Genomic DNA, 16,036 nt, shown 5'->3' with positions numbered 1-16,036 from the left:
GACCCCCAGAAGGGCGTACCGGGGGTCTGGGGGCTTGCCCCCCACGCGGCGGAGCCGCAAATCGATACAGCGGGAAGGGGCGGGGTGGGGAAAAGGCCCCGCCGCAGGCGGCTACGCGTCGCCCGGGACCACCAGCCCCGACTCGTACGCCACGATCACCAGCTGCGCCCGGTCCCGCGCCCCCAACTTCCCCATGATCCGGCTGACATGCGTCTTCGCCGTGAGCGGGCTCAGGCCGAGCCTCTCCGCGATCTCGGTGTTGTTCAGGCCCCGGGCCACCAGCGCGAGCACCTGGCGTTCGCGGTCCGAAAGGCCGTCCGGTCCGCCGGTGGCGGGGGGTTCGTCCGGGATGCGCAGGACGCGGGCGATCAGGCGGGACGTAGGGCCGGGCGAGAGCAGGGACTCCCCCGCCGCGACCGTCCTGATCGCAGCCAGCAGGTCGGCCGGTTTGGTGTCCTTCACCAGAAAGCCGGACGCCCCGGCGCGCAGCGCTTCGAGGATGTGCTCGTCGGTGTCGTACGTGGTGAGGACCAGGACCTTGACCTCGGCGAGGTCGTCGTCGGCGGCGATCAGGCGGGTCGCCTCGATGCCGTCGAGTTCCGGCATGCGGATGTCCATGACGACGAGGTCCGCGCGTTCGGTGCGGGCCAGTTCGACGGCTTCCGCGCCGGTGCCCGCCTGGCCGACGACCTCCATGTCGCGGGCGGACTCGACGAGCATCGCGAACGCGGCGCGTACGAGCGTCTGGTCGTCTGCGAGCAGTACGCGGATCACGCTCATGCGAGGGCCTCCGATTGCTGGAGCGGCAGGACCGCGGCGACCTCGAACCCGCCGCCGTCGCGCGGGCCGGCCGCAAGTGTCCCTCCGACGCTACGGGCACGCTCGCGCATGCCGACGATGCCGTAGCCGGAGCCTTCGGTGGCGCCCAGGGCGGTGCCGTCGTCGGTGATGGTGACGCGCAGGTGGCCGTCTGCCGCCTCGACCGCGACGCGTATGCGGACGCCGGGGCCTCCGTGCCGTACGGAGTTGGTCAGCGACTCCTGCACGATGCGGTAGGCGGCAGCCTCGACGGCCGGCGGGATGTGCGCCTGCTCGGTGCGCACGTCGAGATCGGCCTGTGCGGCGCGTACGAGACCGGGCAGCGCGGTCAGATCCGGCAGCGGTCCGGCGGCGTCCGGGCCGTCCGCCCGAAGGACCTCCAGGGTGGTGCGCAGTTCGCCGCGGGCGGTGCGGCAGGTGTCGGTGATGTCGTCGAGCGCCTTGGCGACGGCGGCACGATCGAGCCGGTCGGGGTCGACGGTCAGGACGTGGGAGGCGACGGAGGTCTGCACGCCGATGAGGGTGATGGAGTGGGCGAGGAGGTCGTGCAGGTCGCGTGCGATACGCAGGCGCTCCTCGGCTACGCGGCGGGCGGCCTCTTCCTCCCGGGTCCGTTCGGCCCGCTCGGCGCGGCCGACGACGGAGGCTATGTAACGGCGGTAGATGCGCACGTCGACGCCGAAGACGAGGACGGCGAGGATCCATCCGGAGGTGCGCAGCGCCTCGAGACCCTGGTGCGCGTCGACCTGGAACATCACGGTCACGGTGGTGCCGATGACGGCGGTGCCGATGAGGAAGGTGTGCAGGGGGCGGGCGGTGGCGGCGACGGTGTAGAGGGCGAGGAGGGAGCCGTGGAGGGGCGCGAGGTGATTGTTGTCGGCGGCGTGATACGGAATGACGCAGACAACGACGGCCAGCAGGACGGGAATTGGCCGGCTGCGTCGCCAGGCCAGGGCCACGATGCTGCCGCCGAGGAGCGCCCACCCGAGCGCGTCGGGTCGGCGGCCTTCCTGGACGGTGAGCGCGAGCACGACCGACAGGACGCCGATGGCCGCGGCGAGGAGGGCGTCGTTGCGGAAGCGGTGCGTCGCGGCGAGGGGGTCGCGGCTCACGGCGGTGAGGACGCGCTCGCCGAGGCGGGGGCGGTGGCCTTTGGGCGGGGGTTGGGTGCTGGGCTGTGGCTGCTGCACGGGTCCATCTTCCGGTAGTTGCCGCTGGAGGGAGCGCGGCGGGCGGGCGCTGCGCCTGCGGAGGGCCTTTCCCCCACCCCGCCCCTTCCCGTAACTGGGGCTCCGCCCCAGACCCCGGCACGCCCTTCGGGCGTTGTCCTCAATCGCCGGACGGGCTTGATTGTTCGGGCCGGCCTTTTCAGCCTCGCCGGCGTTTGAGGCGCGGTCCCGGACGCGAGATCCAGCCCCGTGGGGGTCCCCCCGGACGAAGTCTGGGGGAGATTGAGGCGCGGGGTCCGGGGCGGAGCCCCAGCTCGGGAAGTGGGGGTCCCCCCACGCCCGCCAGGGTGTAGGGGGAGGGTCGGGAACGCCCGCCGCAGGCGCACCGCCCCCGCTCAGGCGCGCGCGGCCGGCTCGCGGCGGCGCGCCGCATCCGACGGCGGAACCAACCGCGTCGGCCGACGCGACAGCCGCCCCGGCCACCACACCCCCCGCCCCAGCAGCAGACTCGCCGACGTCACCAAGTACGTACGCACCAGGAACGTGTCCAGCAGGACCCCGACCGCGACCACAAAGCCCATCTCCACCATCGTCACCAGCGGCAGGTTCATCAGCACGGCGAACGTCGCCGCCAGCACGATGCCCGCCGAGGCGATCACCCCTCCCGTCGTACGCAGCGCCGTCAGCGCCGCGGTCGCGGGTTCCGCGCCCGACAGGGACTCCTCGCGCATCCGGTGCATCAGGAAGATGCCGTAGTCGACGCCGAGCGCGACGAGGAACACGAAGGAGAGCAGCGGCAGTCCGGGGTCGACGCCCTTGAAGCCGAAGACCGGTTCGAAGAACAGCCCGCCCAGGCCCATCGCCGCGCCCCACACCGCGACCACCGCGACTACGAGGATCAGCGGGGCGACGATGCTGCGCAGCAGGGCGATCAGGATCAGCAGGACAGCCGCCAGCACCAGGGGGATGACGATCAGGCGGTCCCGGGCGTTGGTGTCGTCCAGGTCGAGTTGCTGGGCGCTGGGGCCGCCTACGTACGAGCCGTCCAGCCCGCCACGCAGCGCCTTGATCGTCGCGGTTTCGCCCGCCGTCTCCGGCGCGTCCTCGGCGAAGACGGCAAACTCGGTCCAGCCGTCCGCGCTGCGCCCCCGTTCGGCCCCGGCCACGCCCTCGGTCGTGCGGGCCTGCGCCAGCGCCTCGTCCGCCCCGGACGTGGGCGTGATCACGCTGATCGGCTGGCTGCTGCGGTCCGGATACGCCGCGGCCAGCGTCCTCATCGCGGACACCGACCCGGGCCGGTCGGTGAAGCTGTCCTCCTGCGTGAGCGTGCCCGGCAGGCTGAACGCGCCGAGTGCCAGCGCCCCGAGCAGCACCGCCCCGGAGGCGAGGACGGCGACCGGCCGCCGCCCCGCCGAGCTGCCCATCGCCGCGAACAGCGAGCGGCGCTGCTTGGGCTCGCTCCCGTACGCAGGAATGAGCGGCCAGAAGACCCGGCGCCCGAGCAGCACCAGCACCGCGGGCAGCAGCGTCAGCATCGCGGCGAGCGCGCACACCACGCCCACCGCACCGACCGGCCCGAGCCCGCGTGCGCTGTTGAGGTCGGCCGCCAGCAGGCACAGCAGTCCGGCCGCGACGGTCCCCGAGGAGGCGAGGACGGCGGGGCCGCAGCCGCGCAGGGCGGCGCGCATCGCGTCGTACGGTCTCGCGACGCGGCGCAGCTCCTCGCGGTACCGGGCGACGAGCAGCAGGGCGTAGTCGGTGCCCGCGCCGAAGACGAGGACGGTCATGATGCCCGCGCTCTGGCCGGTGACCGTGAGGTCGAATCCCTGGACGAGGCCGTAGATCACGACCCTCGTGGTGAGCGCGGCGACACCGACGACGAACAGTGGGACCAGCCACAGGAACGGGCTGCGGTAGGTGAGGATCAGCAGCACTGCGACGACGAGCCCGGTCGCGATCATCAGCGTGCCGTCGATGGAGTCGAAGACCTCACCCATGTCGGTCTGCAGGGCGCTCGGCCCGCCGACCTCGACGCTCAGCCCGTCGCCGCCGCTCACCGTCTCCCGTACGTCCTCGACGAACGCGGCCCGCGCCGCCTCGTCGTCACCGGGCTCGGTGCTGGAGACCGGGACCATCAGGGTCGTCCCGTCCTTGGAGGGGACGACCACCGGCCGCTGTCCGCCCGCGAGTTGGTGCGCGGCGGCGATCTCGCCGACCTGCCGGTCCGCCGCGGCGCGGTCCGCGGCCCTCAGCCCGCCTTCGCGGTGGTAGACGAGGACGAGCTCGGTGGTTTCGCCGCCGGGCAGCTGCTGCTGGACCTTGGCGACCTGGGTGGAGTCCGCGCCGGCCGGGAGGTAGTCCACGACATTGTTGCGCTGTACGTCGCCGGGCTTGCCGGCGAACGGGCCGGCCAGGGCGATGACGGCGATCCAGAGCGCGAGCACCGCCCAGGGCACCGCGCGTCGTTTGCTGATTCCGGCCGCCATCGCGGCCTCCCTCCGGTAGGGGCGTCTGGGTCGTGTCCAGACTCCCGTCGGGGAGGGGCGGATTCGTCGCGCCCACGGCTGAGTTGAGCACTACTGCGGAGGTTGATCCAGGGGTGGTTCTACTCCCGCGGGAGTACTGCGCCCGGCGCCCGGCGCAAAACGGACGCGCCCCTCGGACGCGCCCCTCGGACGCGCCCTTCAGATGCGCCCTTCGAACGCGCCCTTCAGACGCGCCCGGCTAGAACGGCGTACGCGCCGCCGCCAGCAGCCGCGCCGTATCGTCCGCGCACAGCCGCAGCGCCGCGCCCACCGTCGTCAGCACGTCCCGCTCCGCCGGGCTGTACGGCCCGTCCGCGAGGGCGATCCGCGCGCCCTGCAGCAGGATCGACTCGCGGCCCGCGGGGGCCAGATGCGGCGCGAGCGGTTCCAGCGCCTCGTGGAGCTCGATGGCGAGCGCGGCGCCATAGGGCCCGGCGTCGGTGACGAAGCGGCCGGTGTCTGCGGCGAGCGCCTCGATCAGGCCCGTGAGCTGGTCCTCCGTGCAGTCGTCGAGGCCGGCCGCGCGGACGGTGGCGACGGCGGTCTCGCGGACCGAGCGGGAGGAGGTGCCGCCGGAGGCGAGGACGGCGAGGGCGACCGTGTGGACGGCGTCACGGAGCATCGCGGAGAAGCGGGCGGTGGTGGGGTGGTCGAGGCTGTCCATGCCGAAGTGGCTGTGGCAGGCGGCGCATTCGACGACCGGGCCCGCCGAGCCGCGCGGCAGCAGGGGCACACCGAGGACGGTGAAGCGGCGGCGGCCGGTGCGCCGGCGGTAGTTGCGATCGCCTCCGCAAGCGGAACAGAAGAACTCACCGTCGCCCACAGTGTTCCAGGCGGTATGAACGCCGCAGACCAGCACTTTTCGGCCGAATAGTCCTCGGGCTGGCTGCACGTCCCACCTCCGTAACTCCCCCGTAGCCCTTTGGGCACGGGGGCGCCCCCACGGCAACGTTGCCGCGTTGACGTGATGTTAGCCACAGCGATGATGCGGCGTCAGCACCCGGGAAGCAGTACGGCTGGACATGGCCGATCCTCGCCCTCGCGGGGAGCCCGGCAACCGGCAACGTTGTCCTGTGCGTCAACACCCCATTGGCCTGCCCTGTAGCCCCAGCGCCTCACACCCCCAGGGGCCCGACAGCCCCTTCAAACGCACATGCGAAACCAAGCAGCACTGAGTGGAATTCGTCCCGGAGACCGCCCCTTCGAGGGGCCGTGATTCGCCCGGACGATTCGCCCCACGATTCGCCGGACGGGCTTGAACTTCAAGCCCGTCCGGCAATTCGGGACGAACCGGCCGCCAGGCGGACCCGGTCAGCCGTTGCCGCGCCCCCGCGCCCCGCGTCCTAGCGCGCGGCCCGGTTCACCGCGGAGATGACCGCCTTCAGCGACGCCCGCGTCGTGTTCGCGTCGATGCCCATCCCCCACAGCACCTTCCCGTCGATGGCGCACTCGATGTACGACGCCGCCTGCGCCGACGCACCCTCGCTCATCGTGTGCTCCTGGTAGTCCAGCAGCCTGGCGTCCACGCCCACCGCGCTCAGCGCCTCGAAGAACGCCGAGATCGGGCCGTTGCCGGAGCCGGTCAGCACGGTCTCCACACCGTCCACGACCGCCTCGACGGTCAGCGTGTCGATGCCGTCGGTGTCGGTGGTGGTCTGGCCGGAGCGCAGTTGGATACGGCCCCACGCGTTGTCCGGGTTCGGCAGGTACTCGTCCTGGAAGACCGACCAGATCGCCTTCGGCGTGACCTCGCCGCCCTCGGTGTCCGTCTTCGCCTGGATGATCTTCGAGAACTCGATCTGCATCCGGCGCGGCAGGTCCAGCTTGTGGTCGTTCTTCAGGACGTACGCGATACCGCCCTTGCCGGACTGCGAGTTGACCCGGATGACCGCCTCGTAGGAGCGGCCGACATCCTTCGGGTCGATCGGCAGATACGGCACGGCCCACTCGATGTCGTCGACCGTCTTGCCCTGGGCGGCCGCGTCGGCCTCCAGCGCGTCGAAGCCCTTCTTGATGGCGTCCTGGTGGGAGCCGGAGAAGGCGGTGTAGACCAGATCGCCCGCGTAGGGGTGGCGCGGGTGGATCTCCATCTGGTTGCAGTACTCGCTCGTACGGCGGATCTCGTCGATCTGCGAGAAGTCGATCTGCGGGTCGACGCCCTGCGAGAACAGGTTCATGCCCAGCGTCACCAGGTCGACATTGCCGGTGCGCTCGCCCTGCCCGAACAGACAGCCCTCGATCCGGTCCGCGCCCGCCATGATCGCCAGCTCGGCGGCGGCGACAGCGGTGCCGCGGTCGTTGTGCGGGTGCACGGACAGGCAGACGTACTCACGGCGCGACAGATTGCGCGACATCCACTCGAAGCGGTCGGCGTGGGTGGACGGAGTCGAACGCTCCACCGTGGCGGGCAGGTTGAGGATGATCTCGCGTCCGGCCTCCGGCTGCCAGACGTCACAGACGGCCTCGCAGACCTCCAGCGCGAAGTCCAGCTCGGTGTCTGTGAAGATCTCCGGGCTGTACTGGTAGCCGAAGATCGTCTCGTCGGTCAGGATCTTCTCGGCGTACTCCATCACCAGTCGCGTGCCGTCCACGGCGATCTGCTTGACCTGCTCCTTCGAGCCGCGGAAGACAACCCGGCGGAAGGTGGGCGCGGTGGCGTTGTACAGGTGGACGGTGGCCCGGTGCGCGCCGCGCAGCGACTCGACGGTGCGCTCGATCAGCTCCTCGCGCGCCTGGGTCAGGACGGAGATCGTCACGTCCTCGGGGATCGCGCCCTCTTCGATGATGGAGCGTACGAACGCGAAGTCGGTCTCGCCGGAGGACGGGAAGCCGACCTCGATCTCCTTGTAGCCCATCCGTACGAGCAGGTCGAACATCTCGCGCTTGCGGGCCGGCGACATCGGGTCGATCAGGGCCTGGTTGCCGTCGCGCAGATCGGTCGACAGCCATCGCGGGGCCTTGGTGATCCGCTTGTCGGGCCAGGTGCGGTCGGGAATGTCCACGGCGTCGTATGTGCCGTACTTGTGGATCGGCATCCCGGACGGCTTCTGGGTGTGGGTCGCGTTGGTGACGGGCGTGGGGCGACCGACAGAGTTGTCAGACATTGCGTAGGGCTCCTCGGGGTCCATCAAGTTGGACGGCCGACTGAGTCGAAGCAGCACCAGATCCCGCGGGGAGGGGGTCGGCCTACGACTACAGGCCCTCGCCGCGGCAGCTAAGGAGAAGCAGCCCGAAACGCATGATGCAGATCACCATAGCTGAGGCTCGCGACAAGCGGACGTCCCGTATCAGTATGCGGGACACGCTTCAGTTACGGGTAAACGGTGATCCATCACTCCATTTCGTCAATCATGGTGGCAACTAGTGACAGCTTCATGACCCAGTGCCACAGTCGCCCGCATGGACGCCAACGCCCGCCGGGTCAACCCGGTCTTCTGCACCATCGTGCCGCCACATGTCCTCGACAAACTGGCCCGCGCCGAGAACCCCGCGATCGCCGAGCCCGCCGCCCGAACGCTCGAGCACGACGCCCTCCAGCGCACCCGCCGCCGGATCACCACGGTCCGCGGCCTGGCTCCGAGCGTGAGCGGCATCGCCTCGGACAAGCCGAACCGCACGATCTACGACGCCCAGCACCGCGAGACCGTACCGGGCAGGAAGGTGCACTCGGAGAGCGACAAGCCCACCAAGGACGCCACGGTCAACCGCGCCCACGCGGGCCTCGGCGCGACCTTCGAGCTGTATCTCTCGGCGTACGGCCGCCGCTCCATCGACGACTCCGGCCTGCCGCTGAACGCGACCGTTCACTACGGCGAGAAGTACGGAAACGCCTTCTGGGACGGCGAGCGGATGGTCTTCGGCGACGGCGACGACGATCTGTTCCTGGACTTCACGCTGCCGGTGGACGTGATCGGGCACGAGCTCACCCACGGTGTCACGCAGTACACCGCGAACCTGGAGTACTTCAGCCAGTCCGGCGCGCTGAACGAGTCCATGTCGGACGTCTTCGGCTCGCTGATCAAGCAGTACTCCCTCGGCCAGAGCGCCGACCAGGCCGACTGGCTGATCGGCGCGGGCCTGCTGGGCCCGAACGTCACGGGGGTCGCACTGCGCTCGATGAAGGAGCCGGGTACGGCGTACGACGACGACGTCCTCGGCAAGGACCCGCAGCCCGCGACGATGGAGGACTACGTCAAGACCGGTCGCGACAATGGCGGCGTCCACATCAACTCGGGGATCCCGAACCACGCCTTCTACCTGGTCGCCACCGCACTGGGCGGCAGTGCGTGGGAGCGGGCGGGCCAGATCTGGTACGACGTGCTCACCGGCGGCGAGCTCACGACGACGGCGCAGTTCACCGACTTCGCGGCCCTCACGGTGGCCGCCGCGCGCTCGCGCTACGGCGAGGGCGCGGAGCAGGAGGCTCTGCTGAAAGCGTGGTCTCAGGTCGGGGTGCCTACCAACTGAGCCGTTCTCGTACTAGACAGGACCCATGCGTATCCAGGTAAGGCGCACGGGAGGATTCGCCGGCATCGAGCGGTTCGCCGAGGTGGACACCTCGGGGCGGACCGATGCGAGCGAGTGGCATGCCCTGGCCGAGCAGGCGGTGGCCGACGGCCGGGGCACGCCGCCGGTCGGGGTGCCGGACGGGTTCAGCTACCAGATCACGGTCGACGGGCGGACGGTGTACTGCTCCGATCCCCGGCTGTCCGAGGCGCAGCGGGAGCTGATCTCGCGCATCCTCAAGGAAGGCTCCTGAGGGGCACGGGCGCCGACACCGAAGCGGCCTCCACGCCGTCCCCCTGAGCGATCGCGAAGTCCCGGACGAGGGCCGACAGGGTCTCGTCCGGGGTGTGTGGGCCGGTGAAGTACCCGGCCCGCTCCAGCTGCGCGAGGCCGTGCATCTGGCACCACAGCTGCCAGGCGCGCAGTGAGTCGTCTCCGTCCCGGAAGCGGCCGGCGGCGGTGCAGCGGCGGATGACGCCGTGCGGGACGCGCAGCATGCCGGTGCCCGTCTCGCGGTCCTCGTCCGTCAGCTCGAAGCCGGCCGGCTGGGATCCGCCGAACATGACGGCGTAGACATGCGGTTCGGCGCGGGCGAACTCCTGGTGGACGCGGCAGATCGCGTACAGGTCGGCGACCGGGTCGTCGCTGGGCACTACGACGTCGGTGCGGGCCTTGAAGCGCTCGAAGCCTTCGCGCATCACTTCGCGGACGAGCCCCGGCATCGAGCCGAAGTGGGTGTAGACGGCCATGGTCGACGCGCCGACCTCTTTGACCAGGCGCCGGGCGCTCAGCGCGGCGGGGCCCTGTTCGGCGAGGACGCGGGCGGCCTCGTCGAGAAGTCGGCGGCGTACGGAATCAGCGGGTGACACGGCAGCAGAATAACGCCGTTATGGACCAGAACCTCGGCCTGCGCGGGCCAGACCCGGCTTGCGCGAGTCAGAACCCCAGCTTGCGCAGCTGCTTCGGGTCACGCTGCCAGTCCTTGGCGACCTTCACATGCAGGTCCAGGAAGACCGGCGTGCCCAGCAGCGCCTCGATGTGCTTGCGCGACTTCATGCCGACCTCCTTCAGGCGCTTGCCCTTCGGGCCGATGATGATGCCCTTCTGGCTCGGGCGCTCGATGTAGAGGTTCGCGTGGATGTCCAGCAGCGGCTTGTCCGCAGGGCGGTCCTCGCGCGGCAGCATCTCCTCCACCACCACCGCGATCGAGTGCGGCAGCTCGTCCCGTACGCCTTCCAGCGCGGCCTCGCGGATCAGCTCCGCGACCATGACCTGCTCGGGCTCGTCGGTGAGGTCGCCCTCCGGGTAGAGCGGGGGGCTCTCCGGGAGCAGCGGGACCAGCAGATCGGCCACCAGCTGGACCTGCTTTCCGCCGACCGCCGAGACCGGGACGATCTCCGCCCACTCCATGCCCAGCTCCTTGCCGAGCCGGTCGATCGCGATCAGCTGTTCGGCGAGGGTCTTGGAGTCGACCAGGTCGGTCTTGGTGACGATCGCGACCTTCGGGGTCTTCTTGATCCCCGCGAGTTCCTTGGCGATGAAGCGGTCGCCGGGGCCGAGCTTCTCGTTCGCGGGCAGGCAGAAGCCGATCACGTCGACCTCGGCCCACGTCGTGCGTACGACATCGTTGAGGCGCTCGCCGAGCAGCGTGCGCGGCTTGTGCAGGCCGGGGGTGTCGACCAGGATCAGCTGCGCTTCGGGACGGTGCACGATGCCGCGCACCGTGTGCCGGGTCGTCTGCGGCCGGTTGGAGGTGATCGCCACCTTCTGGCCGACGAGAGCGTTCGTGAGGGTGGACTTGCCCGCGTTGGGGCGGCCTACGAAGCAGGCGAAGCCGGCCCGGTGGGGGCCGTTGTTCTCATCAGTACGAGCGCTCATGGCGCCCATTCTCCCTGATGTCATGCGCCCCCGAGTACGCGCGGCCGCCGACGCCGCAGTCGCGCCCACACACCCGCCCCCGCAAGGGCCGCCGCCAGCACCACCGCGACCAGCCACGGCAGCGCGAAGAAGTGGCCCCGGCCGACTCGCGGACGTCCCGCGCGCTGGCCGTGAGCCGGACCTCGCCCCATTCGAGCTGAGGCGCGCCCGACCAGCGTTCGGTGAGGCGGATCTTCTGACGCGGCAGCAGTTCGGAGGGGATCTTCGTCAGCTCGCGGCTCGGCAGATCGCGGCCGAAAAGGCCCTCGGCCTTGAGCGCGACCTTGGGGTTGAGGGTCACATTGCCGCGGTTGTGGAGCGTGTACGAGATCAGCGCGCTGCTCTCGCCGGTGCCCGGCACCAGGGGCTGCTGATGGGTGAGTTCGACGTTCTTCCCCGGCCCGCTGTTTTCGCTTGTGGCTCGGTTCGCCGCGGTCAGGTGAGCGTGAGGGTCAGTACGCCGGAGTACGCGCCGGGGGCGGTGTACGCCGGGACATTCAGCGAGACCCTCGCGTCCACGGTGAACTCGCCTCCGGTGAGCGCCCCGTTGGGGGTGGAGGCCAGGGTCGCGCGCGCTGCCGACGGCTCCCGCCGAACCGGCGACACAGGTGCTGGGACTGCCCTGCTCGGTGGCGCAGGCCGGCGTCCAGCCGAGCTTGCCGGCGTCGATCTTTCCACCTGGCCCGGTGAAGTCGGTGACCTTGCCGGTCAGGGACCAGCCCGCGGGCCGCCGCGGAAGTCCTTGACCGTCACCGTCTTCAGATCGCCGGTTGACGCCCCGCCCGTGCCGAAGTCGACCGCCGAGAGAGCGACGGTGTCACCGGCCTGGGACATGGACAACGTGCCTGCCGCGACGGAGGAGTTGAGCTTCTGGCTGTTACCGGGCAGTGGGGTGTCGTCGATGACGGTGTACGCCGCCGGGCCCGCGCCCTTCTCCGTGGACCAGGCGACGCCCTCGTACGCGACGATGCCGGTGGTCGCCTTGTCGTTGACCTTGAGGTGTGCGGTGAAGCCGCCGTTGGCGTCGGACTTGAAGGGTCGTCCTGTCGGCGGTCTCGGCGGCTCCGGCCCGTCCGACGACGGTGATGTCGGCGAGCGGAGTGAACTTGGCGCCGGTGACGGTGACCTGGTCGCCGGGCTTGCCGGAGGCCGTGGCGAGCTGGATGGAGCGCTCATTGGCCCCGGGCCGGTCCGTCGCGACGATCGTCTCGGAGACGGGCGCGGGCGGAGTGACGACCGTACAGGGGGTGTCCAGCTCCATGATGTAGCTGGTGTGGATGTTGTAGTCGCCGGGCGAGAGAGTGATCGAGCCGGGCGCGGTGACCGTGAAGGTGCCGGTCATCGAGAACGGCGGGAACGCGCCCTTGCCGGGGACTGGCGGATTCTACTTGGGGCCGGTGACGGTGACGCTGCCTGCCTGGGCGCCGCCGAGGGCGACCTTGCCGCTGGGCGTCATGATGTCGGCCGGGAGCGCGATGTCGACCGGGTTGCCGGCGGCCGGTTTGGTGACGGTGTACGTGCTGTCATGCCTGCCCGGGCCTCAGCCCGCGGCGACCGTCGCCTTGAGCTCCCCGTCCGGCCCGGCGAGCAGCACCGGCGTCGCGGGCCCGCCCAGGTCGCGTACCGCGGCGCGGTCCTCGTCGGAAGCGGCATCCGCCTCGGAGACGACGGCTGCGGCCTCCAGGGACTTCGCGCCGCTGGCCACGGCCATGGCGACGGCGGTCTGCAACGCGCTCAGCTTCAGCGAGTCCAGCGCCACGGTCCCGGCGACGTACGTACGCCCGGTCTCGTCCCGTACCGCCGCGCCCTCCGGCACACCGTTACGGGCCCGGGCGCTGCGCGCCAGCGTGATGATCTTGCGGTCCTCGGGGCCGAGGTCGGTGCTCTGCGTCATGCCCCGAGCATAGATCGACGAGCGTGTACCGAAACGGCGAGGGCCCCGGAGCCGGGACCCTCGCCACTTGCCGTGCTGCCGAGGTCAGCTCTGCGCGCCCTTGGTGAACTTGTCGCCCGCCAGCTTGGCCAGCGCGTCGAAGTCCTTGTGGCCCGAGGCGTCGGCCGGAACGTGCGCGACCCGAGTCACGCCGGTGCCCTGGCGGGCCACCATGAGGTTTATCTCGAACTTCACCTCGGCCATCTCCGGGAACACCATCTTCACCCGGAAGGCAAGCGACTCCTCGCCCGCCTTCGGCGCCGTGATCTTCTCGGTCTTGACGTCGGCCTTCATACCCTCCATCTCGAAGGAGAAGCCCTTACAGGTGTCGAGCGCGGTGGAGATCGCCTTCACGAAGTCGGTGGCGCCGCTGCTGTCCTGATAGGTGAAGACCTGCTGGGCGAGCGACCTCTCGCCGCCCTCGAACTCCTGGTCCCCGCCGACCGTCGCCCCGGCGACCTTGTCGGCGAAGGTGCCGGCGATCGGCTGACACTCGGGCTTGTCCGCCTTCGGGTCTTCGTTCGAGGGCTCGGGCTTGGTGACCTTCCAGCCGGCCGGCAGGTCCTTGAGCTCCAGAGTCGCGGCCTTCATCTGCGCGGCGGTCAGCGGGGTGGGTGCCGGCGCCTCCTTGGCCTTGTCGTCGGCCTTGTCCTGCTTCTGGTCGGCGGCACCGCCGCAGGCCGCGGTGAAGCACAGCGCGGAGACGGCGAGGGCGGCGGCGGCGCCGCGGCGCATACGGATACGCATGAGGTGGTGACTCCCCTGAATCGGAATGGCTCGTGGGGAGCTTCCCCCCTCCCCGGTAACGGGCAGAGGATATACATAGGCCCAGCTCAGCCCACCGCCGGACCCTGAGGGACGCCCTTCTGGGGTCCCCCCACGGGCTTGAAGTGTCCGCCGAACCGGAACACTCGCGGTCCCGGACGCGAAATCCAGCCCCGCCGGCGATTGAGGCGGGGTCCGGGGCGGAGCCCCGAAAATCAGCCCCGCCGGCGATTGAGGCGCGCGGGGCCCGTGGCGGAGCCCCAGTCAAGGCCGGCTCAGCCGCAGCCGTTCCGCCCTCGGCAAACCCGCCACCACCAAGTCGTACGAGTCCTCGACAAGCTCCCGGACCATCCGGTCCGGAAGCTCACCGACCGTCACGGTGTTCCAGTGCCGCTTGTTCATGTGATAGCCGGGGACAACCGCCGGATGGTCCGCCCGCAGCTGGACCGCAATCTCCGGCTCGCACTTCAGATTCACCCTCAGCGGCTCCGCGTCCAGCGCGCTGAGAGCGAAGAGTTTGCCGAGAACCTTGAAGACGGACGTCTCGGGCCCGAACGGGAACTCCTCCACCGCCGCGTTGAATTCCAGGCAGAACGACCTGAGTTCCTGCGGGGTCACGTGGACTTCCTCTCCTCCGGCTCCGACAGCACCGTGACGATCTTGTTCCGGCGGCCGGCCGGCGACTCCGCCGTCAGCCGCAGCGTGCGCCCGTCCGGCAGGTCCACCGGCGCGGACGCCCCCGCGATCGGCACCCGGCCGAGCGCCTTCGCCAGCAGGCCGCCGACCGTCTCCACGTCCTCGTCGTCGAGTTCGTCGAGGCCGTACAGCTCGCCGAGGTCCCCGATGTCGAGCCGGGCGGTGACTCGGAAGCGCCCGTCGCCGAGGTCCTCGACCGGCGGCAGTTCACGGTCGTACTCGTCCGTGATCTCTCCGACGATCTCCTCCAGGATGTCCTCGATGGTGACGATGCCGGCCGTGCCGCCGTACTCGTCGATGACGACGGCGACATGGTTGCGCTCCTGCTGCATCTCGCGCAGCAGATCGCCCGCGTTCTTGGTGTCGGGCACGAACATCGCGGGCCGCATCGCCGTGGAGACCAGATCGGCCTCCGACTCGCGGTTGATGTGCGTTTTGCGGACCAGGTCCTTGAGGTAGACGACGCCGACGATGTCGTCCTCGTTCTCGCCGGTGACGGGGATGCGCGAGAAGCCGGAGCGCAGTGCGAGGGTGAGCGCCTGCCGGATGGTCTTGTAGCGCTCGATGCAGACCAGGTCGGTGCGGGGGACCATGACTTCGCGTACGAGAGTGTCGCCGAGCTCGAAGACGGAGTGCACCATGCGGCGCTCGTCGTCCTCGATCAGCGACTCCTGCTCGGCCAGGTCCACCATCGCCCGCAGCTCCGCCTCGCTCGCGAACGGGCCCTTGCGGAAGCCCTTTCCGGGCGTGAGCGCGTTGCCGATGAGGATCAGCAGCTGCGGGATGGGGCCCATGACGCTGGCGAGCGGGAGCAGGACGTACGCCGAGGCCGTGGCGGTGTTCAGCGGGTGCTGACGGCCGATGGTGCGCGGCGAGACGCCCACCGCGACGTAAGAGACGAGCACCATCACGCCGATCGCGACGAGCAGCGCCGTCCAGGTCGTGCTGAACTCCTGCAGGCAGACGTAGGTGACCAGCACCCCGGCCGCCATCTCGCAGGCCACCCGCACCAGCAGGGCGACATTGAGATAGCGGGTCGGGTCGGCGGCGACCTGCGCCAGCTTCGCGGAGCCGCGCCGCCCGGAGCGTACGGCCTCGGCGGCGCGGAAGCTGGAGACGCGCGCGATGCCCGCCTCCGCGCACGCCGCCAGCCAGGCGACGACGACCAGCAGAATCGCGCCGAAGAGCAGTTGGCCGGTCATGAGACGGTCGGCGCCGGGGAGGGACCGGTAAGGCCCTTCTCCGCCCGCCAGCCGTCGATGATGGCCGCCTGGAGACCGAACATCTCGGCCTTCTCGTCCGGCTCCTCGTGGTCGTAACCGAGCAGATGCAGCACCCCATGGACGGTCAGGAGCTGGAGCTCCTCGTCCATGGAGTGCTGCGTCGGAGCCTCTTCGCCCTGCTTCTGGGCGACTTCGGGGCAGAGCACGATGTCACCGAGGAGCCCCTGCGGGGGCTCCTCGTCGTCCTTGACCGGCGGGCGCAGCTCGTCCATCGGGAAGGACATGACATCGGTCGGACCGGGCAGGTCCATCCACTGGATGTGCAACTGCTCCATGGCCGCGGCGTCCACGACGATCACCGAGAGCTCGGAGAGCGGGTGGATGCGCAACCGCGCGAGCGCATAGCGGGCGACATCGAGGATCGCCTGCTCGTCGATCTCGGTTCCGGACTCGTTATTGACGTCGATCGACATGGCGCGCTCT

At 70.3% G+C, this 16,036-nt stretch carries 14 protein-coding genes and 2 pseudogenes; 2 read left to right on the top strand and 14 right to left on the bottom strand.

Annotated features, from left to right (window positions below; all coding sequences use genetic code 11):
• Positions 1-111: 111 nt before the first annotated feature.
• The 5 genes from QFZ67_RS26775 to leuA all read right to left on the bottom strand — a co-directional run bounded on the left by QFZ67_RS26775 (position 112) and on the right by leuA (position 7,617).
• The gene (locus tag QFZ67_RS26775) at positions 112-780 is read right to left on the bottom strand and encodes a response regulator transcription factor (RefSeq protein WP_307663612.1); all 669 of its coding nucleotides are present in this window, start codon (positions 778-780) and stop codon (positions 112-114) included.
• Positions 777-2,009 carry a sensor histidine kinase gene (locus QFZ67_RS26770; RefSeq protein ID WP_307663611.1) on the bottom strand — a complete coding sequence of 411 codons (1,233 nt, stop codon included), beginning with the start codon at positions 2,007-2,009 and terminating at the stop codon, positions 777-779. The genes QFZ67_RS26775 and QFZ67_RS26770 overlap by 4 nt, the downstream gene beginning before the upstream one ends.
• A gap of 374 nt (positions 2,010-2,383) precedes the next feature.
• A complete protein-coding gene (locus QFZ67_RS26765) occupies positions 2,384-4,474 on the bottom strand; it encodes an MMPL family transporter (protein ID WP_307663610.1) in 2,091 nt (696 codons plus the stop codon).
• 238 nt (positions 4,475-4,712) lie between these two features.
• Positions 4,713-5,405: a TerB family tellurite resistance protein gene (locus tag QFZ67_RS26760; RefSeq protein ID WP_307663609.1), complete on the bottom strand. Its 693-nt coding sequence runs from the start codon at positions 5,403-5,405 to the stop codon at positions 4,713-4,715.
• A 451-nt stretch (positions 5,406-5,856) separates the two neighbouring features.
• On the bottom strand, positions 5,857-7,617 hold the full coding sequence (gene leuA / locus QFZ67_RS26755; RefSeq protein WP_307663608.1) for a 2-isopropylmalate synthase: 1,761 nt from the start codon (positions 7,615-7,617) through the stop codon (positions 5,857-5,859).
• Positions 7,618-7,912: 295 nt separating this feature from the next.
• Between leuA and QFZ67_RS26750 the strand changes: the two genes are divergently transcribed.
• Positions 7,913-8,980 (top strand): M4 family metallopeptidase, encoded by a 1,068-nt coding sequence (locus QFZ67_RS26750; protein WP_307663607.1) that lies wholly within the window; start codon positions 7,913-7,915, stop codon positions 8,978-8,980.
• A gap of 25 nt (positions 8,981-9,005) precedes the next feature.
• Positions 9,006-9,272: a protealysin inhibitor emfourin gene (locus QFZ67_RS26745; protein ID WP_307663606.1), complete on the top strand. Its 267-nt coding sequence runs from the start codon at positions 9,006-9,008 to the stop codon at positions 9,270-9,272.
• Here the strand turns inward: QFZ67_RS26745 and QFZ67_RS26740 are convergent.
• The 9 genes and pseudogenes from QFZ67_RS26740 to ybeY all read right to left on the bottom strand — a co-directional run bounded on the left by QFZ67_RS26740 (position 9,256) and on the right by ybeY (position 16,026).
• Complete coding sequence (locus QFZ67_RS26740) at positions 9,256-9,888, bottom strand: TetR/AcrR family transcriptional regulator (protein ID WP_307663605.1); 633 nt, start codon at positions 9,886-9,888, stop codon at positions 9,256-9,258. The genes QFZ67_RS26745 and QFZ67_RS26740 overlap by 17 nt on opposite strands.
• A gap of 67 nt (positions 9,889-9,955) precedes the next feature.
• Positions 9,956-10,906 carry a GTPase Era gene (gene era / locus QFZ67_RS26735; RefSeq protein WP_373430243.1) on the bottom strand — a complete coding sequence of 317 codons (951 nt, stop codon included), beginning with the start codon at positions 10,904-10,906 and terminating at the stop codon, positions 9,956-9,958.
• A gap of 11 nt (positions 10,907-10,917) precedes the next feature.
• Positions 10,918-11,315, bottom strand: a pseudogene (locus QFZ67_RS26730) (DUF916 domain-containing protein); the annotation flags it as partial.
• Positions 11,316-11,371: 56 nt separating this feature from the next.
• Positions 11,372-12,455, bottom strand: a pseudogene (locus tag QFZ67_RS26725) (beta-xylosidase); the annotation flags it as partial.
• 21 nt (positions 12,456-12,476) lie between these two features.
• The gene (locus QFZ67_RS26720) at positions 12,477-12,830 is read right to left on the bottom strand and encodes a cytidine deaminase (protein WP_307663603.1); all 354 of its coding nucleotides are present in this window, start codon (positions 12,828-12,830) and stop codon (positions 12,477-12,479) included.
• Positions 12,831-12,914: 84 nt separating this feature from the next.
• Complete coding sequence (locus tag QFZ67_RS26715) at positions 12,915-13,616, bottom strand: hypothetical protein (protein ID WP_307663602.1); 702 nt, start codon at positions 13,614-13,616, stop codon at positions 12,915-12,917.
• Positions 13,617-13,898: 282 nt separating this feature from the next.
• Complete coding sequence (locus QFZ67_RS26710; protein ID WP_307663601.1) at positions 13,899-14,252, bottom strand: MmcQ/YjbR family DNA-binding protein; 354 nt, start codon at positions 14,250-14,252, stop codon at positions 13,899-13,901.
• The gene (locus tag QFZ67_RS26705; RefSeq protein ID WP_307663600.1) at positions 14,249-15,532 is read right to left on the bottom strand and encodes a hemolysin family protein; all 1,284 of its coding nucleotides are present in this window, start codon (positions 15,530-15,532) and stop codon (positions 14,249-14,251) included. The genes QFZ67_RS26710 and QFZ67_RS26705 overlap by 4 nt, the downstream gene beginning before the upstream one ends.
• Positions 15,529-16,026, bottom strand: coding sequence for an rRNA maturation RNase YbeY (ybeY, locus tag QFZ67_RS26700; RefSeq protein ID WP_307663599.1), 498 nt, complete (start codon positions 16,024-16,026; stop codon positions 15,529-15,531). Before ybeY ends, QFZ67_RS26705 begins: the two co-directional genes overlap by 4 nt.
• Positions 16,027-16,036 lie beyond the last annotated feature (10 nt).

Source organism: Streptomyces sp. V1I1 (assembly GCF_030817355.1).
Taxonomy (GTDB): domain Bacteria; phylum Actinomycetota; class Actinomycetes; order Streptomycetales; family Streptomycetaceae; genus Streptomyces.
This window is presented reverse-complemented; position numbering and strand designations above follow the sequence as displayed.